This is a genomic window from Pseudomonas nabeulensis, assembly GCF_004682045.1.
GTDB lineage: Bacteria > Pseudomonadota > Gammaproteobacteria > Pseudomonadales > Pseudomonadaceae > Aquipseudomonas > Aquipseudomonas nabeulensis.
The window spans coordinates 39097-58612 of sequence record NZ_QUZT01000018.1 but is presented as its reverse complement, the minus strand read 5'-3'; the positions used below and the strand labels follow the sequence as shown (position 1 = coordinate 58612).

Here is a 19516-nt window from a genome sequence, read left to right as displayed (position 1 = left end):
GCTTCAGATGGCCGCCAACGCAACCGAGGTGGCGGCGGTGCGGGTCTCCACCCCGAGTTTCACATACACATGCTCCAAATGCTTATTCACTGTCCGCGGGCTCAGCCCCAAAATATCGCCAATGTCCCGATTGGTCTTGCCACACGCCACCCAGCGCAACACCTCCACCTCGCGCTCCGTCAGCGCAAACCGCGCCGACAACAACCGATGCGCCGGCTCATCGTCCAGCGTCAACACACTCGGCTGCCTGGCCTCCCGTGCCGACAGCAACGTACGCGATGCCCGCAAATGCGCCGCCACCCGCGCCAGCACTTCGTCGGTCTGGATCGGCTTGGTCACGTAATCACTGCCGCCCACTTCGAAGCCTTGCACCACATGCTTGGTGTCCGTGAGGCCGGTCATGAACACCACCGGGATATCCGCGCTGGCCGGTTGCGCCTTGAGCCGGCGGCAGGTTTCGAAGCCGTCCAGGCCGGGCATCATCGCGTCCAGCAGGATCAGGTCCGGGCGCCGGCGTTGCACGCGGTTCAGTGCACTGAGACCGTCGAGGGCCACCAGCACCATGTAGCCCGCGTCGTCGAGGGCATCCGAGAGCATTGCCAGGTTGTCCGGCGTGTCGTCGACGATCAGCACGACGCCAGGTTCAGTGCTGCGGGTGAGTGCATTCATCTTCGGCCTCCTTGAGGGTTCGGTTGAGTTCATCCAGGCGGTAGCCTTTGAGCAGCCCGCGCACCTTGCTGATAAACGGCGCGGTGTCAGGGTGGTGTTCCAGGATGCTGTCGAGTTTGCCGTGCAGGCCGCGCACATAGCCGATGGCGCTCAGCTCCGCGAGTTCGGCCAGGTCTTCGGCGCTGGGCAATACGCTGGGCGGTGCTGGCGGCACGCGGCGTTGGGTGCGCCGCAGCCACTGCAAGCCCAGGTGTTGCTGCACGCGCCCGAGCAGTTCCGGGGTGCGCACCGGTTTGGCCAGGTAATCGTTGCACGCAGCGGCAATGCTGCGTTCGCGGTCGTCGGTAAAGGCATTGGCGGAGATCACAATGATCGGCGCGCTGGACAGCGCATTGCGCCGGATCAGGCGGCTGGTTTCGTAACCGTCCAGCGTCGGCATCGACAGGTCCATCAGGATCAGGTCCGGCGCCAGCAACGCCACCTGGCGAATCGCGTCCTGGCCATTGCTGGCCTGGATCACCTCAAAGCCCAGGGGCGTGAGCATGCCACTGAGGACTTTGCGATGGTCCACGTGATCGTCCACGACCAGGATGCGTCGACGCTCGCCCTCATAACCGATGATGTCGTGCTCCACATGCACCACGGCCTGCGGCGCACGCACTTGGGACAGGAACAATCGCACCTGAAAGCACGTGCCCTTGTCCAACTCGCTGGTCACGCGCAGCTCGCCGCCCATCAATGCGGTGAGCATGCGGGTGATGGTCAGGCCCAGACCCACGCCGTTGTCCTGGCGCATCAGGTCGCCACGTTCGAAAGGCTGGAAAATCCGTTCCAATTGGCCCGGATCAATGCCGATGCCGGTGTCGATGATTTCAAAATTGGCGGTCTCGCGCATATAGCTGACCCGCAGGCGTACTTCGCCGCTGTCGGTGAAGTTCACCGCGTTGCCCAGCAGGTTGATCAGGATCTGCCGCACGCGTTTTTCATCCCCGCGTACCACCGCCGGGATCTTGCCCACGCAGTCCAGGCGAAAACGCAAACCCTTGTCCTGGGCCTGGGGCGTGAACATCTGTTCCAGGTCGTGGAGCAATTCCGGGAAGGGGATTTCGGTGAGCTCCAGGCGCAGCTTGCCGGCCTCGATCTTGGCCACATCCAGCAAGCCATCGATCAACGACACCAGGTGCGAACCGCTGCGCAGAATGGTTGCCAGGGCGTCTTGATGTTGCTCGGGCATGGCGCTGTCACGTTGCAGTATCTGGGTAAACCCGAGAATGCTGTTGAGCGGCGTGCGCAGTTCGTGAGACAGCCCGGTGACGTAGCGGCTTTTGGCGGCGTTCGCTGCCTCCGAGGCTTCCTTGGCTTGTTGCAGCGCCTGGTCGGTGAGGCTGTGGGCGTCGATTTCCTGCATCAACAGCAGGGTCTGGCGGTCGGATTCCTGCTGGGCCACGCCGCGGCTTTCGCGGGTCAGCACCACCCACCAGGCGAGTACGGCGGCGAGGACGGACAAGGTCAGGAAGGCCTTGAAAAACGCCTGGTACAAGGTTTCGGAATGGGGCAGCCCCTGGGCCGCTTGCACATAGATCAACGCCAGGGCGCCCGCGAGCATCAACACCAATGCCAGCAGTAATCCGAGGTAGTGCGCCAATCGGGTGTGCAGGCGCGGCATCATCGTATTGGGCAGCAACCAGCGCAGCACGCCTTCGAATTGGGTGACCAGCCGCCCATGGGGTTTGCAGCGATCACCGCAGCGCGCATCCAGCGAACAACACAATGAACAGATCGGCGTGCTGTAGGCCGGGCAGAACGCCATGTCTGCGGTTTCAAACGGGTTGCTGCACAGCCCGCACACCACGTGGGTCGCGGGCGCCACGGGGTGGATCAATTGCGCATCGCTGGTGCGGGCGATGTAGTACTTGCCCTTGGTCAGCCAGGCCAACAACGGCGCCATCACCAGTGCGGTGCCGAGGGCAACAAACGGCGGCGCCGCCTGGGCCAGGGCGCCGAACAGGCCGAAGTGGGCGAGGATCGACAGCAATGAGGCGATCAGCATCGAGCCCACGCCCACCGGGTTGATGTCGTAGAGGTGCGCGCGCTTGAATTCGATATGCCTGGGCGACAGGCCCAATGGCTTGTTGATCACCAAGTCGGCGACCAGCGTGCCGATCCAGGCAATCGCGATATTGGCGTAGAGCCCCAGCACCTGGTCGATCACATCGAACACCCCCAGCTCCATCAGCATCAGCGCAATGGCCACGTTGAACACCAGCCACACCACGCGGCCGGGGTGGCTGTGGGTGACGCGGGCGAAGAAGTTCGACCAGGCCAGGGAACCGGCGTAGGCGTTGGTCAGGTTGATCTTCATCTGCGAGATGAACACAAACAGCACCATGGCGCCGAGGGCCCATTCCGGCGAGCTGAACACGTAGCGGAACGCGACCAGGTACATCTGGGTCGGCTCGGCGGCACGCTCCATGGGGATCTCATGTTGCAGCGCGAGAAACGCCAGGAACGCGCCGGCAAACATCTTCAACGCACCCGGAATGATCCAACCCGGCCCGGCGCTGAGCAATGCAGCCCACCAGCGCTTGCGGTTGGCGGCGGTTTTTTCCGGCAGGAAGCGCAGGTAGTCGACCTGTTCGCCGATCTGCGTCACCAACGACAGCGCCACGGTGCAGGCGGCGCAGAACGCCAACAGGTTGAACTCGCCGCCGTCGCCGCTGCGCCCGACGAAGCTGGTCCAGTCGCTGAAGGCGTCGGGGTTTTTCCACCACACAAAGCCGTAGGGCAGTACCAGCAGCAACAACCAGACCGGTTGCGTCCACAATTGCAGGCGGCTGATCAGGGTCACGCCATAGGCCACCAATGGAATCACCAGCAGCGAACAGATCACATAGGCAAAGGCCAGCGGGATATGGAAATACAGCTCCAGCGCCAGGGCCATGATCGCCGCTTCCAGGGCAAAGAACAGGAAGGTGAAGCTGGCGTAGATCAGCGAGGTGATGGTGGAGCCGATATAGCCGAACCCTGCGCCACGGGTGAGCAGGTCCATGTCCAGGCCATAGCGCGCCGCGTAATAGCTGATGGGCAGGCCGGTGAAAAAGATCACCAGGCTGATGGTGAGGATTGCCCAGAACGTGTTGGTGAAACCGTAGCTCAAGGCCAATACGCCGCCGATGGCTTCCAGCGCCAGGAACGACACCGCACCCAGGGCGGTGTTGGCAATACGCAGCTCCGACCATTTGCGAAAGGACTTGGGGGTGTAGCGCAGGGCGTAGTCTTCCATGGTCTCGTCGGCGACCCAGGAGTTGTAGTCGCGGCGGATCTTGACGATGCGCTGGGTGCCGGAAGGAGGGTGCACGGTGGGGATCTCCAGAAGGGGACGAGGTGAATGAGCAAGTTCCATGCCCTTGCAGACGAAGGGGGGCAAATGTGGGAGGGGGCTTGCCCCCGATAGCGGTGTATCTGTGACTCATCAGTTGACTGACCCACTGCTATCGGGGGCAAGCCCCCTCCCACATTGGATCGCCATTGGCAGTGGGGCGGGCGCGATCCTGCTCGAAAATGGTGCGCCGCGGCATACGTCAAATGACGTACGCCGTTACGTCAGGCTGCGTATACCCGAGCTGGCCCCTTGCCGCCATGCTGGACCCCTCATTGCAGAGGAGTCGCCCCATGGCACCACGATTGATCCGCTCCACACCGCTGTTGGCCCTGTCATTGTTGGCCGCCGCTTTGTTCAGCCAGGGCGTGCTGGCCGATAACGAAGGGCTGGCCGTGACCCCCACTGAAGTCACTGTCGGCCAGCTGCACTCGGCCACCGGCACCATGGCGATTTCCGAAACCGGCTCGATCCAGGCCGAGCGCCTGGCCATCGAACAGATCAACGCCTCGGGCGGGATCCTGGGACGGCAGATCAAGGTGATCCAGGAAGACGGTGCGTCCGACTGGCCGACCTTCGCTGAAAAAGCCAAGAAATTGCTGGTCAACGACAAGGTCGCCGCGGTTTTTGGCTGCTGGACCTCGGCCTCGCGCAAAGCCGTGTTGCCGATCTTCGAGAAAGAAAACGGCTTGCTCTACTACCCGACCTTTTATGAAGGGTTGGAGCAGTCGAAAAACGTGATCTACACCGGCCAGGAAGCCACCCAGCAAATCCTCGCCAGCCTCGACTGGATCGCCAAGACCAAAGGCGCCAAGACCTTCTACCTGGTGGGCTCGGACTACATCTGGCCGCGTACCTCGATGAAGATCGCGCGCAAGCACATTGAAAACGTGCTGCACGGCACCGTGGTCGGCGAAGACTACTACCCGCTGGGCAACACCCAGTTCGGTTCGCTGATCAACAAGGTCAAGCTGAAAAAACCGGATGTGGTGTTCGCCGCGGTGGTGGGCGGCTCCAACGTGGCCTTCTACAAACAGCTCAACGCGGCGGGTGTGAATTCATCCAAGCAAACCTTGCTGACCCTGTCGGTGACCGAGGATGAGTTGCTCGGCATCGGCGGCGAAAACATGGCCGGTTTCTACGCCTCGATGAAGTACTTCCAGAGCCTGGACAACCCCAACAACAAAGCCTTCGTCGAAGCCTTCAAGGCCAAGTACGGCAAGGACGCGGTGATCGGCGACGTGACCCAGGCGGCGTACCTCGGCCCATGGCTGTGGAAAGCCGCGGTGGAGAAGGCCGGCAGTTTCGACGTGGATAAAGTCGTCGCGGCCTCACCGGGCATCGAGCTGAAAACCGCGCCGGAAGGCTATGTGAAGATCCACGAGAACCATCACCTGTGGAGCAAGTCGCGCATTGGTGAAGTGCAGCCGGATGGGCAGTTCAAGGTGATTTACGAGTCGGATCTGATCGAGCCGAATCCGTTTCCAAAGGGCTACCAATAACCAACTGATGTAAGAGGTTTGAATGTGGGAGGGGGCTTGCCCCCGATGAGGGAGTGTCAGTCACCTGATTTGTTGCTGGCCCACCGCTATCGGGGGCAAGCCCCCTCCCACATAAAGCCAAGCCAAGCAAAACCAAGCAAAACCAAGCAAAGCCAAGCAAAGCCAAGCAAAAGCAGTCTGCATTTCATCTCTTTTGTAGGAGACCATCATCATGGAATGGCTATCGGAATTTGGAGCCATCGCGGCAATGCAGGGGTTCAACGGCTTGTCCGTGTTCTGCGTGCTGTTGCTGATGGCATTGGGGCTGGCGATCATCTTTGGCCAGATGGGCGTGATCAACATGGCCCACGGTGAGTTCCTGACCATCGGCGCCTACACCACCTACGTGTGTTCCAGCCTCACGGCGCACTTTGCGCCAAGCTTCCAACCCTATTACTTCTTCTTCGCCATTGCCCTGTCATTCCTGGTGGCCGGTGCCATTGGCTGGCTGGTGGAATGGGCGATGATCAGCCGCTTGTACAAGCGCCCGCTGGACACCTTGCTGGCCACCTGGGGCCTGTCCCTGGTGATGCAGCAAACCTTCCGCTCGGTGTTTGGCGCCCGCGAAGTCAGCGCCGAACCGCCGGCGTGGCTGATGGGTTCGGTGAGTTTTACCGACTCCATCGAGATCCCGCGCAATGGCCTGTTCATGATGGGCCTGACCCTGCTGCTCACCGGCGCGATCTTCATGATGCTGTACCGCTCGCGCTGGGGCTTGCAAGTCCGCGCCACCGTGCAGAACCGCCTGATGAGCCGTGCAGTGGGCATCAATACGCGCAAGGTCGACCGCATGACCTTCGCCCTCGGCTGCGGTGTGGCCGGTGTGGCGGGTGCGGCGTTCACCACCATTGGCTCCACCGGGCCGACGGCAGGTTCGCAGTACATCGTCGATACCTTCCTGGTGGTGGTGTTCGGCGGCGCGCAGAGCCTGTTCGGCACCATCGCCTCGGCGTTCGTGATCGCCCAGACCCAATCGCTGTCGGAGTTTTTCCTCAGTGGCTCGATGGCCAAGGTGCTTACCTTGTCCTCGGTGATTCTGATCCTGATGCTGCGCCCGCAAGGGTTGTTCTCCATCAAAGTGCGCAAGTAGAGGCGAGCGGATGAAGGCTTTAGACAAGCTGCTGGGCGGCCAGCAAAACCTGATCGGCATTGTGTTGTTGGCGCTGCTGATCCTGGTGGTATTTCCCCTGACCCTGGACGCATTCCGCCTGAACATGGTGGGCAAGTACCTGACCTATGCGTTCGTCGCGGTGGGGCTGGTGTTGTGCTGGGGTTACGGCGGCATTCTCAGCCTGGGGCAAGGCGTGTTCTTTGGCGTCGGCGGCTACTGCATGGCGATGTTCCTCAAGCTCGAAGCCTCGGACCCGGAGAGCACCAAGATCCAATCCACGCCGGGCATTCCGGACTTTATGGACTGGAACCAGATCACCGAACTGCCGCTGTTGTGGCAACCGTTTCACAGTTTTGGCTTTACTGTTTTCGCCGTGATCGCGGTGCCGGTGCTGCTGGCATTTATCATCGGCATGGCGCTGTTCAAGCGGCGGGTGGGCGATGTGTATTTCTCCATCGTCACCCAGGCGATTGCGCTGATCCTCACGGTACTGATCGTTGGCCAGCAAGGCTTGACCGGTGGCGTCAACGGCATCACCGACCTCAAGACCCTGCTCGGCTGGGACCTGCGCACCGACAGCGCCAAGCTGATCCTGTACTTCATCAACGCCGGCTTGCTGTTTGGCTGCATCTTTATCGGGCGTTTTATCCTCGCGTCCAAGTTGGGCCGCCTGCTGATGGCGATGCGCGACAAGGAAGAGCGCGTGCGTTTCTCCGGCTATGACGTGGCCAGCTTCAAGATCTTCGTGTTCTGCATAGCCGCCGCGTTTTCGGCGATTGGCGGCGCAATGTTTGCCTTGCAGGTGGGGTTTATGTCGCCCTCATTCGTCGGCATCGTGCCGTCGATCGAGATGGTGATCTTCGCCGCCGTGGGCGGGCGCATGTCGCTGCTCGGCGCGGTGTATGGCGCGCTGCTGGTGAACTACGGCAAGACCTACTTTTCCGAATCCTTCCCCGAGCTGTGGCTGTACTTGATGGGCGGGCTGTTTATTGCGGTGGTGATGTATTTCCCCAACGGCCTGGCCGGTTTGTGGGAGAGCCATGGGCGCCAGGCGTTGGCGAAACTGCTGCGGCGTAAACCCAAGGCAAACGCTGCGAAAAGCAAAATCCTGGAGACCCAGCCATGACCGCCGTCGGCTTTGAAATGAAAAAACCGGTGCTGGCCATCGAGGGCCTCACCGTGTCATTCGACGGCTTCAAGGCGGTCGACAACCTCAACCTGTATATCGACCGCAATGAAGTGCGCGTGGTGATCGGTCCCAACGGCGCCGGTAAAACCACGGTGCTCGACCTGATCTGCGGCAAGACCCGCGCCACCAGCGGCAGTATTCAGTTCGACGGCCAGGAACTGACCAAGATGCGCGAGTACAACATCGTGCGGGCCGGTGTGGGGCGCAAGTTCCAGAACCCGTCGATCTACGAGAACCTCACGGTGTTCGAAAACCTCGAAATGTCGTATCCGGCGGGACGCAAGGTCTGGGGCGCGCTGTTCTTCAAGCGCAACGCCCAGGTGATTGCGCGGGTGGAAGAGGTCGCCCGGGAAATCTTCCTCGGCGACCTGCTGCAACAACAGGCCGACCTGTTGTCCCACGGGCAAAAGCAGTGGCTGGAAATCGGCATGCTGCTGATGCAAGACCCGGAGCTGCTGATGCTGGATGAACCGGTGGCCGGCATGAGCGTCAACGAGCGCGCGCAAACCGCCGAGTTGCTCAACCGTATCAGCCAGGGCCGTTCGGTGCTGGTGATCGAGCACGACATGGAATTCGTCAAAAGCATCGCCCACAAAGTCACGGTGCTGCACCAGGGCAAGGTGCTGGCCGAAGGCAGCATGGAGTCGGTGCAAAGCAACCCTAAAGTCATCGAAGTGTATTTGGGCCACTGAGGAAGCAGGCATGTTCAAGATCGACCAGTTGTCCTGCGGCTACGGGCAGAGCCAGATTCTCCACGACCTGGACCTGAATGTGGCCAAGCGTGAGATTGTCGCGGTGATGGGCCGCAATGGCATGGGCAAGACCACCTTGTTCAAGAGCCTGATGGGCATCCTGCCGCAGTGGAAAGGTCAGGTGAGTGTGGATGGGCACAATGTGTCTGCGCTGGAAACCCATGAACGGGTAGAGCGCGGCATCGCCTACGTGCCCCAGGGCCGCATGATTTTCCCGAGCATGACGGTGCTGGAAAATATCCAGACCGGCCTTCCGGCCTCGGCGCGGGGCAAGGTGCCGGAGGATTTGTATGCGCTGTTCCCGGTGCTCTACGACATGCAATCGCGCAAGGGCGGCAACCTGTCCGGCGGGCAGCAACAGCAACTGGCGATTGCCCGCGCATTGGCGACCAACCCCAAGGTGCTGCTGCTGGATGAACCTACCGAAGGCATCCAGCCGTCGATCATCAAGGACATTGCACGCACGCTCAAAGAGATCCGCAACCTGCGGGACTTGACCATTGTGGTCTCGGAGCAGGTGCTGTCGTTCACCCTGGAAATCGCCGACCGTTTCCTGGTGATCGAAAAGGGCCGCTTCGTGATCGAAGAGACCCGGGACCGCGTGGATGAGGCGACGATCAGTCGTTATCTGTCGGTGTAGCAGGGCGGATCATCGCTTCGGGGCGTACGTGTTGCGCGTACGCCTCGGCCGTGATGAAGCCCAATTGCACCGCCGCGTCCTTGGGTGACAACCCTTCATCCGCTGCCTTGCGGGTGATCTGCGCGACTCGGTCATAGCCCAATAACGGATTGAGCGCAGTCGCCATCAACAACGAATGCTCCACATTGCGCGCCAACTGCGGGCGGTTCACTTCCAGGCCATGCAGCAGCTTGTGGGTGAACAGGCTCACGCAGTCGGTAAGGACTTCAATCGATTGCAGCAGGTTGTGGATCAGCACCGGCTTGGCCACGTTCAATTCGAATGTGCTGGAGGCGCCGGCCAGGGTGATGGTGGTGTGATTGCCCATCACCTGCATCGCCGCCTGCACCAGCACTTCGGCGATGGTGGGGTTGCGTTTGCCGGGCATGATCGAAGAGGTGAGGCCGTCATCCGGGACGATCAATTCCCCCAGGCCACAACGCGGGCCGGAGCCCAGCAGGCGAATATCGTTGGCGATCTTGCTCAGCGACACTGCCAGCACGTTCAACGCACCGGAAGCTTCCACCAGCGCATCGTGAGTGCCCATGCCTTCGAACTTGCACGGGTTGGTTTCGAAAGGCTCGCCGGTCAGTCGGCTGATTTCCTCGCAGAACGCCACATCAAAACCCTGCGGCGTATTCAGCCCGGTGCCCACCGCCGTGCCGCCCTGAGGCAGCAGGCGCAAGCGCGGCAGGCACGCTTCGATACGTGCGATGCCGTGCGCAATCTGCTGGGCAAACGCACCAAACGCCTGGCCCTGGCTCATGGGCACGGCGTCCATCAGGTGGGTGCGGCCGATCTTCAATACGTCTTGCCATGCGTCGGCCTTGGCTTGCAGCTCATTGCGCAGATGACCGAGGGCCGGCAGCAGGCGTCCGCGCAGCTCCAACACGGTGGTCAGGTGCATCACCGTGGGGAAGCTGTCGTTGGATGACTGCGAGCGGTTGACGTGGTCGTTGGGATGCACCGGTGACTTGCTGCCCAGTTCGCTGCCGAGAGCCAGGTTGGCGCGGTTGGCGATCACCTCGTTGGCATTCATGTTGGTCTGGGTGCCGGAGCCGGTTTGCCAGATCGACAGCGGAAAATGCGCGTCAAAGGCGCCGCTGGCCAATTCCTCGGCGGCCTGTTCAATCGCCTGCGCCAGCTCGGGCTTGAGGGCGCCAAGGCGTGCGTTGGCGCGGGCACAGGCGCGTTTCTGTTGGCCAAAGGCGCGGATCAGGCTCGGCGCGAACGGCTGTTTACTGCCGAACACCTCCAGTGCCCGTTGGGTCTGTGCGCCCCAGTAGCGCTCGGCCGGGATGGATACCGGGCCGAACGCGTCGTGTTCGATTCGTAGCGTGCTCATCCAGGCGCTCCCTTACAACGCCGCGCCGGCAGCACGGCCAAGCACCCGTTGATATTCGACTTTGGCGGTCTGCTCGGAGAACTCGCCGGACCACTTCGACACCACCACGGTTGCGACGCTGTTACCGATGGTGTTGCAGGTAGCAATCGCCATCGACATGAAACGGTACACGCCAAACAGCAGCGCCAGGCCTTCCGCCGGCAGCACGCCGATGGCGGTCACCGTCGCGGCGAACACCACGAAACTGCCGCCCGATACCGCCGCCGCGCCTTTGGATGTCACCAGCATGATCGCGATGATGCCCAGCTGTTGTTCCCAGCTCAGCGGCACGCCGTAGGCATTGGCGATAAACAACACGCACAGCGACATGTAGATCGACGTGCCGTCGAGGTTGAACGCGTAACCGGTAGGCAGCACCAGGCCGACGCTCTGCTTGGAACACCCGAACTTCTCGAGTTTTTGCAGCAGGCGCGGCAGCGCGCTTTCCGACGAAGCGGTGCCGAGCACGATGAAGATCTCATCCTTGATATAGGTGAGGAAACGCCACAGGCTGAAACCGCTCAACCGGCATACCGCGCCCAGCACCACAAAAATAAAGAACGCGATACCGACGTAGAACATCAACACCAGATTGGCCAACGACATCAGCACCGCGGTGCCGTTGCTGCCCACCGCGTAGGCCACCGAACCGAAGGCACCCAGGGGCGCAAACTTCATGATCAGGTTGATGAATTCAAAGAAGCATTCGGAGATGCGGTTCAGGCCGTCCTCGATCACTTCGCGGCGCTCGGGTTTCAGCGCCAGCAGGGCGAAGCCGAACAACACCGAGATCACCAGCACTTGCAGCAGTTGACCCCCGGCAAAGGCACCGACGAAGTTGTCGGGGAAGATGCCGTAGATAAAGTCCATGGTCGAGGCGGGCGCATGGCCCTTGGCGACCGCAGCACTGGCGGCCGCGGCGGCGGCACTGCTTGGGTGCGCGTCGTGCATGCCGGAACCGATCTGCAACAGGTTGCCCCACAACAGGCCGATGGCCAGGGCGATGGTGGACACCACTTCAAAGTAGATCAGCGCCCGCAGGCCGACCTTGCCGACACGCTTGATATCACCGGCCGAGGCAATGCCGTGGACCACGGTGAAAAACACCAACGGCGCGACGGCAGTCTTGATCAGCTTGAGGAAGATATCGCCGAGGATCTTGAAACTGGCGGCCATCTCGGGGGCGAGAAAGCCGAAGGCAATGCCGAGGAACATGGCGGCAACGACCTGGAACGTCAGGTCCTTGTACAGCGGTTTTTTAGCAGGGGTGGATGACATGTCTGTGATCTCATTGTTGTTATGGTTCTATGTAGCGCCGTAGATCCCCTGTGGGAGGGGCGGTGCGACGACTCGACTTGCCCCCGATGAGGGAGTGTCAGTTGGCATGTTTAGTGGCTGACACACCGCCATCGGGGGCAAGCCCCCTCCCACATTTGGATCTCCATTGGATCTCCATTGGATCTTCATTGGATTGGGGTTAGCGCTTGACCGCCCCTTCACGCGCCAGCGCGATATCCACCATCTGCGGCGCCAGCCCCAGGTAGTTGGCCGGGTCGGTCAGGCGTTGCAGTTCGGCCACGTCCAGTTGCGCGGTGGCTTCACCCTGGGCGAGCAGGGCGTCGAGCAGGCTGGTGCCCTGGTCGTTGGCCATGCGGCAGGCGGCGTACACCACATCGTGGGCAACCTGGCGACCAAGAGCCGGGGCGAGGCCCATCATCACGGCTTCGGCGACGATCAGGCCCTGGGTCATGTCGAGGTTCTTGCGCATGCGCTCGGGGCGCACTTCGAGGCCTGCGAGCATAAAGGTCGCCTGGCCCAGCGATGCAGCGCTGAGGGCGAAGGCTTCCGGAATCGCAATCCACTCTGCCTGCCACGGACCGGTGGAGCGTTCGAAGTCCTGGATCATTGCGTCAAGCATCAGCCCGGCGTGTTGGCGCACGCCCTTGGCGGCGGCGTACATCAGTTCGCAGGAAATCGGGTTGCGCTTTTGCGGCATGGTGCTGCTGGCGCCACGGCCCTTGACGAACGGCTCGTACACTTCGCCCAGTTCGCTGGTCATCATCATCATGATGTCCAGGGCGATCTTGCCCAAGGAGCCTGTGACCAGGCCGAGGAAGTTCAGGGTTTCGGCCAGACCATCGCGGGCCACGTGCCAGGTGGCTTGCGGCACGCCCAGGCCCAGTTCAGCCATCAACGCTTCCTGCACTTCCAGGCCTTTGTCGCCGAGGGAGGCGAGGGTGCCTGCTGCCCCGGCGAACTGGCCGATTTCTACCCGTGGACGCAGCTCCACCAGGCGCTCGGCGTGGCGATCGAACATGCTCAGCCACACCGCGCACTTGTAGCCGAAGGTGATTGGCAACGCGTGTTGCAGGTGCGTACGGCCGGCCATTGGCGTGTCGCGATAGCGCTCGGCGAGGCCGGCGAGCAGGCCGCGCACCGCCTGGATATCCCGCTCGACAATGGCCAGCGCAGCGCGCACTTGCAGGACCACGGCGGTGTCCATGATGTCCTGGGTGGTGGCGCCCCAATGCACGTAGCGCCCGGCTTCGCCGCAGATCTTCGACAGTTGCTCCACCAGCGGCAGGATCGGGTAGCCGACGATCTCGGTCTCGTGTTGCATCAGCGCCAGGTCCAGCGCCTCGTAGCGCGACAGCGCCGCAATTTGCTCGGCCGCCTCGGCCGGGATCACACCGCAGCGGGCTTCGGCGCGGGCCAGGGCCACTTCCACTTCGATATAGCGCTCGATCAACGCTTTATCGGAGAACACACCGCGCATTTCGGCGGTGCCGAACATGTCGCGGAACAGGGCGGAATCAAAAACGGTACTCGACATGGGAAAATCCTAATTGTTATTTTTAAACCATACATATTTAATATGTCCGTACATTATGATTGCGCGTGTGCTGATACACTGTCAACTCGTCAGCGAGGGTAAAAATGGAAAGCGTGAGCCAGAGGCGTTATGCGGCGGTTGCCAAGGACTTGATCGAACACATCGGCAGCGGCCATTACCCGGTGGGGTCGTTGTTGCCGACGGAATTCGAGCTGTGCTCGCTGTACGCGGTAAGCCGCCACACCGTGCGTGCGGCCATCGACCAGTTGCAGGGGCAGGGCATGGTCTCGCGGCGCAAGCGCGTGGGGACGCGGGTCGAGGCCTCATCGCCCAAGGGCGGTTATTCCCAGGCGATGGCCTCGGTGGCCGACCTGGTGCAAGTGGCTGAAACCCACATTCGCGATATCCAGGGCGTACGTGAATTTGTCGCGGATATTGCCCTGGCGCGGCGCCTGGGCCTGGAGCCGGGCGGGCATTACTTCTGTGTGTCGAGCATCAAGGTGGATGCCGGCGACGGTAATGCACCGCTGTGCTGGACTGACGTCTACGCCGAGCAGGCCTATGTCGATGTGATCCCTGAGGCGCGCAAACACCCCGATGAATTGATCGCCGCCTTGATCGGCAAAGCCTACTCACGACATATCGATGTGGTGGACCAACAGGTGCGCCCGGTGCAGCTCAGCGCCGAGTTGGCCACCAGCCTCAAGGCGCAAAACGGTGCGTTGGGCCTGGCAATCATCCGCCAATACCGCGATGAAAATGGTGTGCTGATTGCGGTGGCGGAATCGATCTATCCTGCCGACCGTTTCACCCTGACCATGCAGATGAAACGCGACAAGCTCTGACCCCATACGTCATCCAACGTATTCCCCGTTTTACCTGGCTCCACGAGACTGGATCGCACGCAATGTCATCCGTCCAGGAGCCAGTCCATGACCGAAACGCTGATCAAAGTCGACCTCAACCAACCCGTCACTGAAAACGAACAGATCCACAACCGCTGGCACCCGGATATCCCGATGGCCTGCTGGGTCAAGCCGGGGGATGACTTCATCCTGGAAACCTACGACTGGACCGCCGGCGCGATCAAGAACAACGACGACGCCAGCGATGTGCGTGATGTGGACCTGTCCACCGTGCATTACCTGTCTGGTCCCGTGGGTGTGCACGGCGCCGAACCAGGTGACTTGCTGGTGGTGGACCTGCTGGACATCGGCGCCAAGGCCGATTCCCAATGGGGTTTCAACGGCTTCTTCTCGCGCCAGAACGGCGGCGGCTTTCTCACCGATCACTTCCCCAGCGCGCAAAAAGCCATCTGGGATTTCAAGGGCATGTTCACCAGCTCCCGGCACATTCCGGGGGTGAACTTTGCCGGTCTGATTCACCCTGGCTTGATCGGCTGCTTGCCCGACCCGGTGATGCTGGCTGACTGGAACCGTCGCGAACAGGAACTGATCGACACCAACCCCACTCGCGTCCCTCCGCTGGCCAACGCACCGCTGGCGGCTACGGCGCATATGGGCAAGATGAAAGGCCAGGCCCGTGACGATGCCGCTGCAACCGGCGCGCGCACCGTGCCACCGCGCGAGCATGGCGGTAACTGCGATATCAAGGATTTGTCCCGAGGCTCGAAGATCTTCTTCCCGGTCTACGTCAACGGTGCCGGGCTTTCGGTGGGCGACCTGCACTTCAGCCAGGGCGACGGTGAAATCACCTTTTGCGGCGCCATTGAAATGGCCGGCTGGGTGCACATGAAGGTCGAGCTGATCAAGGGCGGGATGGCCAAGTACGGCATCAAGAACCCGGTGTTCAAGCCCAGTCCGATCACGCCGAACTACAAAAACTACCTGATCTTCGAAGGCATCTCGGTGGATGAACAGGGCCAGCAACATTACCTGGACGTCAATATCGCCTACCGCCAGGCGTGCCTCAACGCGATCAACTACCTGACCAAGTTCGGCTACTCGCCGGCCCAGGGCTATGCGCTGCTCGGCTCGGCACCGGTGCAGGGGCATATCAGCGGTGTGGTGGATATTCCGAATGCCTGCGCCACCTTGTGGTTGCCCACGGAAATCTTCGAATTCGATATCAACCCGAATGCCAACGGCCCGACCAAATTCCTCGACGGCAGCATCGATTTGCCCATCGCCCCGGACCTGTAGCCATGCCGACCTATGAATACACGTGTGCCGCGTGCGGCACCTTCACGATGTTGCGGCCTATCGCCCAGCGCAACGAACCCAGCCAGTGCCCGTACTGCGAAGGGCCGGGCGGGCACCTGCTGGTGTCCGCTCCCGCGCTGCAAACCTTGTCGGCCCACCAGCGCAAGGCCATCGCCGGCAACGAACGCAGCGCCAATGCGCCGCAAACCGTGGGCGAATACCAGGAAAGCCGCCGGCACCCGGCCGGTTGCAGTTGCTGCGGCACGAGTAAAAAAGTCGTGCCGAGCAAGGCCAACCCTTTGGGCCTCAAGACCAGGACCGGCCCACGGCCGTGGATGATCAGTCACTAGAACAGGAGCGTTGCAATGCGCCATGGCGACATTTCCAGCAGCCCGGACACCGTCGGTGTAGCGGTGGTGAACTACAAGATGCCGCGCCTGCATTCCAAGGCCGAAGTCATCGATAACGCGAAGAAGATCGCCGAAATTATTGTCGGCATGAAGCAGGGCTTGCCCGGCATGGATCTGGTGGTGTTCCCCGAGTACAGCACCATGGGCATCATGTACGACCACGACGAGATGATGGCCACCGCCGCGAGCATTCCTGGCGAGGAAACTGCGATCTTCTCGGCGGCCTGCCGCCAGGCGAATACCTGGGGTGTGTTCTCCCTGACCGGCGAGCGCCACGAAGAACATCCGCACAAGGCGCCGTACAACACGTTGGTGCTGATCAATAACCTCGGCGAAATCGTGCAGCGTTATCGCAAGTGCATTCCGTGGTGCCCCATCGAAGGCTGGTATCCGGGCGACCGCACGTATGTGTGCGAGGGGCCCAAGGGCATGCAGATCAGCCTGATCATCTGCGATGACGGCAACTACCCGGAAATCTGGCGCGATTGCGCTATGAAGGGCGCCGAGCTGATCGTGCGTTGCCAGGGCTACATGTACCCGGCCAAGGAGCAGCAGGTGCAGATGTCCAAGAGCATGGCCTGGGCGAACAACTGCTATGTGGCCGTGGCGAATGCGGCCGGCTTCGACGGGGTGTATTCGTACTTTGGCCACTCGGCGATCATCGGTTTTGATGGGCGCACCCTGGGCGAATGCGGCGAAGAAGAGATGGGCATCCAGTATGCGCAGTTGTCGATCTCGCAGATTCGCGATGCGCGGGCCAATGATCAGTCGCAGAACCATCTGTTCAAATTGCTGCATCGCGGCTACACCGGCATGCATGCCTCGGGCGATGGCGACAAGGGCATGGCGGACTGTCCTTTCGAGTTCTATCGCACCTGGGTGCTGGACGCGCAAAAGGCCCAGGAGAATGTGGAAAAAATCACTCGCAGCACCGTCGGTGTGGCCGAGTGCCCGGTGGGGCAACTGCCCCATGGCGGTAAAGAAAAGACTGCGGGGTAGGGCATGCGCTTTACCTTTGAACCGGCGCAGGTGATGGCGTTGCTGCGCAGTCGCATCGTCGGCCAGGACGCGGCGTTGGCCCAGGTGGAGGGGTTGCTCAAGGTGGTCAAGGCCGATATCGGCGAGCGTGATCGACCGCTGAGTGTCAACCTGTTCATGGGGCCAACCGGCGTGGGCAAGACTGAGATCGTGCGGCTGCTGGCCCAGGCGCTGCACGGTCGCAGCGATGGCTTTTGCCGTATCGACATGCATACGCTGGCCCAGGAACATTACGCGGCAGCCCTGACCGGCGCGCCGCCGGGGTATGTGGGCAGCAAGGAGGGCATCAGCCTGTTCAACAGCGAGTTGATCCAGGGCACCTACAGTCGGCCGGGCATCGTGTTGTTCGATGAGCTGGAAAAGGCCAGCAAGGAAGTGGTGCGCAGCCTGCTGGGCATCCTGGAAAACGGCCAGCTCACGTTGGCCGGGGGTACGCGCACGCTGGACTTTCGCAACAGCCTGATCTTCATGACCAGCAATATCGGCGCGCAGCAGGCGCGGCGCCATCGCCAGCGGTTTGCCCAGGGGTGGCGGCGCGTGGTGCGTGGTTTTGTACGCGATGAAGCGGCGGTGTTGGAAGAGGCGTTGCACGGTCATTTCGAGCCGGAGTTTCTCAACCGCATTGATCGTATCTTGATGTTCGAGCCTATCGATATTCAGTGGCTGGATGCGCTGCTGGACGTGGAGCTGGGCAAACTCAACCAACGCTTGGCAGCGCAACAGCGCAGGTTAAGCGTGGATGCGCAGGCGAAGGCCTGGTTGTGCCGCCAGCACGACGCGCGATTTGGCGCGAGGGCGCTGACCAGGCGCTTGCGGGTGGAGCTGGAGCCGGCACTTGCCGAATGCCTGCTGCAAAGCGGCGCTCGGCACTTGATTGCGACGGTGCGCAACGCCGGCCTGGTGGTTGAACCCGAAAGCACAGGAAGGTGGGATCCAATTACGGTATAACCCTCGGACGCTTTAGTTATCCGAGGCCCCGTTTTTCATGCAAAGCCCTTTGCAACGTCCGCTGTGGCAGGTCTACCTGATCTTTTTGGCACCCATGGTGCTGTCCAACTTCCTGCAAAGTTTTTCCGGCACCCTCAATGGCATCTATGTCGGGCAAATGCTCGGCACCCAGGCGCTGGCGGCGGTGTCGGGCATGTTTCCCATTGTGTTTTTCTTTATCGCCCTGGTGATCGGCTTGGGGGCGGGCGCCTCGGTGTTGATCGGCCAGGCCTGGGGCGCCCAGGAAACGGGGATGGTCAAGGTGATCACGGGCGCCACCCTGACGTTGGGGGCGTTGGTGGGGGTGATTGCGGCCGTGTTGGGCAGCCTTTTTGCGCGGCCAGCGTTGCAGGCGTTGGGCACGCCCATTGACGTACTGGACGATGCGGTGGGTTACGCGCAGATGATGATGTTGATCATGCCGCTGTTGCTGGTGTTCATCCTCTATACCCAATTGTTGCGTGGCGTCAGCGATACGGTCTCGCCGTTGCTGGCGCTGATGGTCTCGACCCTGGTGGGCTTGCTGCTGACCCCAGCGCTGATTCGCGGCTGGATCGGCCTGCCGCCCTTGGGCATCCAGAGCGCGGTATTCGCCGGGCTGGTGGGCAACGCGTTGGCCATGGTGTTTTTGGTCCTGCGTCTGCGCCATAAAAATCATGTGATGGCGCCGGACAGGGAACTGATCGCCGCCTTGCGCCTGGATCGCGTGATTTTGGGAAAGGTCCTACGCATCGGCCTGCCCACCGGCCTACAGATGGTGGTGTTGTCGCTATCGGAATTAGTGATTCTCGCCCTGGTCAACAGCCACGGTTCCCAGGCCACGGCGGCGTATGGCGCGGTGACACAGATCGTCAACTATGTGCAGTTCCCGGCGCTGTCGATTGCTATCACTGCCTCGATCCTCGGCGCCCAGGCCATTGGCGCCGGGCGTCTGGAACGTATCGGGCCGATCCTGCGCACCGGGTTGTTGATCAACACTTGCCTGACTGGTGGCCTGATCGTGCTGGGCTACGTGTTGTCCCACTGGTTGCTGGGTCTGTTCATTACCGACGATGCGGCACGGATCAAGGCTGAACACCTGCTGCACATCATGCTGTGGAGCATCCTGGTGTTCGGTTTCCAGGCGGTGGTGGGCGGGATCATGCGCGCCAGCGGTGTGGTGTTGATGCCGGTGGCGATCTCGATCTTCTGCGTACTCTGTGTTGAGTTGCCGATGGCCTACCTGCTCAACGCACACTTCGGCCTGGAAGGGGTGTGGATGGCGTTTCCGGTGACTTACCTGGCGATGTTGGCCTTGCAGACCGCGTATTACCGATTGGTATGGCGGCACAAGCAGATCACGCGGTTGGTGTGATAAAAGGTGGCGCAACTTAAGGCTTGAA

At 61.5% G+C, this 19516-nt stretch carries 16 protein-coding genes; 11 read left to right on the top strand and 5 right to left on the bottom strand.

Going from position 1 to position 19516, the window contains the following annotated elements; genetic code table 11:
* Positions 1 to 3 precede the first annotated feature (3 nt).
* Together DYL61_RS11990 and DYL61_RS11985 are read right to left on the bottom strand one after the other, a co-directional pair.
* Positions 4 to 669, bottom strand: coding sequence for a response regulator (locus tag DYL61_RS11990; RefSeq protein ID WP_135308465.1), 666 nt, complete (start codon positions 667 to 669; stop codon positions 4 to 6).
* Positions 644 to 4027, bottom strand: coding sequence for an ATP-binding protein (locus DYL61_RS11985; RefSeq protein WP_135308464.1), 3384 nt, complete (start codon positions 4025 to 4027; stop codon positions 644 to 646). Before DYL61_RS11985 ends, DYL61_RS11990 begins: the two co-directional genes overlap by 26 nt.
* Before the next feature lie 314 nt (positions 4028 to 4341).
* Between DYL61_RS11985 and urtA the strand changes: the two genes are divergently transcribed.
* The 5 genes from urtA to urtE all read left to right on the top strand — a co-directional run bounded on the left by urtA (position 4342) and on the right by urtE (position 9281).
* On the top strand, positions 4342 to 5550 hold the full coding sequence (urtA, locus tag DYL61_RS11980; RefSeq protein WP_135308463.1) for an urea ABC transporter substrate-binding protein: 1209 nt from the start codon (positions 4342 to 4344) through the stop codon (positions 5548 to 5550).
* Positions 5551 to 5761: 211 nt separating this feature from the next.
* Positions 5762 to 6679: an urea ABC transporter permease subunit UrtB gene (gene urtB, locus DYL61_RS11975; protein WP_167497957.1), complete on the top strand. Its 918-nt coding sequence runs from the start codon at positions 5762 to 5764 to the stop codon at positions 6677 to 6679.
* A gap of 10 nt (positions 6680 to 6689) precedes the next feature.
* Positions 6690 to 7826 carry an urea ABC transporter permease subunit UrtC gene (gene urtC / locus DYL61_RS11970; RefSeq protein ID WP_135308462.1) on the top strand — a complete coding sequence of 379 codons (1137 nt, stop codon included), beginning with the start codon at positions 6690 to 6692 and terminating at the stop codon, positions 7824 to 7826.
* A complete protein-coding gene (gene urtD, locus DYL61_RS11965) occupies positions 7823 to 8581 on the top strand; it encodes an urea ABC transporter ATP-binding protein UrtD (protein ID WP_025855702.1) in 759 nt (252 codons plus the stop codon). Before urtC ends, urtD begins: the two co-directional genes overlap by 4 nt.
* 10 nt (positions 8582 to 8591) lie before the next feature.
* Entirely contained in the window at positions 8592 to 9281 is a 690-nt protein-coding gene (gene urtE, locus DYL61_RS11960) for an urea ABC transporter ATP-binding subunit UrtE (protein ID WP_105698381.1), read from the top strand.
* Here urtE and DYL61_RS11955 read toward each other — a convergent pair.
* The 3 genes from DYL61_RS11955 to DYL61_RS11945 all read right to left on the bottom strand — a co-directional run bounded on the left by DYL61_RS11955 (position 9259) and on the right by DYL61_RS11945 (position 13537).
* A complete protein-coding gene (locus DYL61_RS11955) occupies positions 9259 to 10665 on the bottom strand; it encodes a class II fumarate hydratase (RefSeq protein WP_135308461.1) in 1407 nt (468 codons plus the stop codon). The genes urtE and DYL61_RS11955 overlap by 23 nt on opposite strands.
* Before the next feature lie 12 nt (positions 10666 to 10677).
* The gene (locus DYL61_RS11950) at positions 10678 to 11982 is read right to left on the bottom strand and encodes a cation:dicarboxylate symporter family transporter (RefSeq protein WP_135308460.1); all 1305 of its coding nucleotides are present in this window, start codon (positions 11980 to 11982) and stop codon (positions 10678 to 10680) included.
* Between the two features lie 199 nt (positions 11983 to 12181).
* Entirely contained in the window at positions 12182 to 13537 is a 1356-nt protein-coding gene (locus DYL61_RS11945; protein ID WP_135308459.1) for a class-II fumarase/aspartase family protein, read from the bottom strand.
* A gap of 113 nt (positions 13538 to 13650) precedes the next feature.
* On the opposite strand from DYL61_RS11945, the gene DYL61_RS11940 reads away from it, so the two are divergent.
* The 6 genes from DYL61_RS11940 (at position 13651) to DYL61_RS11915 (ending at position 19488) form a co-directional block, all read left to right on the top strand.
* On the top strand, positions 13651 to 14382 hold the full coding sequence (locus DYL61_RS11940) for a GntR family transcriptional regulator (protein WP_193559435.1): 732 nt from the start codon (positions 13651 to 13653) through the stop codon (positions 14380 to 14382).
* Between the two features lie 87 nt (positions 14383 to 14469).
* The gene (gene fmdA / locus DYL61_RS11935) at positions 14470 to 15699 is read left to right on the top strand and encodes a formamidase (protein ID WP_135308457.1); all 1230 of its coding nucleotides are present in this window, start codon (positions 14470 to 14472) and stop codon (positions 15697 to 15699) included.
* A gap of 2 nt (positions 15700 to 15701) precedes the next feature.
* Positions 15702 to 16049 carry an FmdB family zinc ribbon protein gene (locus tag DYL61_RS11930; RefSeq protein ID WP_135308456.1) on the top strand — a complete coding sequence of 116 codons (348 nt, stop codon included), beginning with the start codon at positions 15702 to 15704 and terminating at the stop codon, positions 16047 to 16049.
* Between the two features lie 15 nt (positions 16050 to 16064).
* Positions 16065 to 17108: an aliphatic amidase gene (locus tag DYL61_RS11925; protein WP_135308455.1), complete on the top strand. Its 1044-nt coding sequence runs from the start codon at positions 16065 to 16067 to the stop codon at positions 17106 to 17108.
* Positions 17109 to 17111: 3 nt separating this feature from the next.
* Positions 17112 to 18095 (top strand): AAA family ATPase, encoded by a 984-nt coding sequence (locus DYL61_RS11920; RefSeq protein ID WP_135308454.1) that lies wholly within the window; start codon positions 17112 to 17114, stop codon positions 18093 to 18095.
* Between the two features lie 37 nt (positions 18096 to 18132).
* A complete protein-coding gene (locus tag DYL61_RS11915) occupies positions 18133 to 19488 on the top strand; it encodes an MATE family efflux transporter (RefSeq protein WP_135308453.1) in 1356 nt (451 codons plus the stop codon).
* The last annotated feature ends 28 nt before the right edge of the window (positions 19489 to 19516 follow it).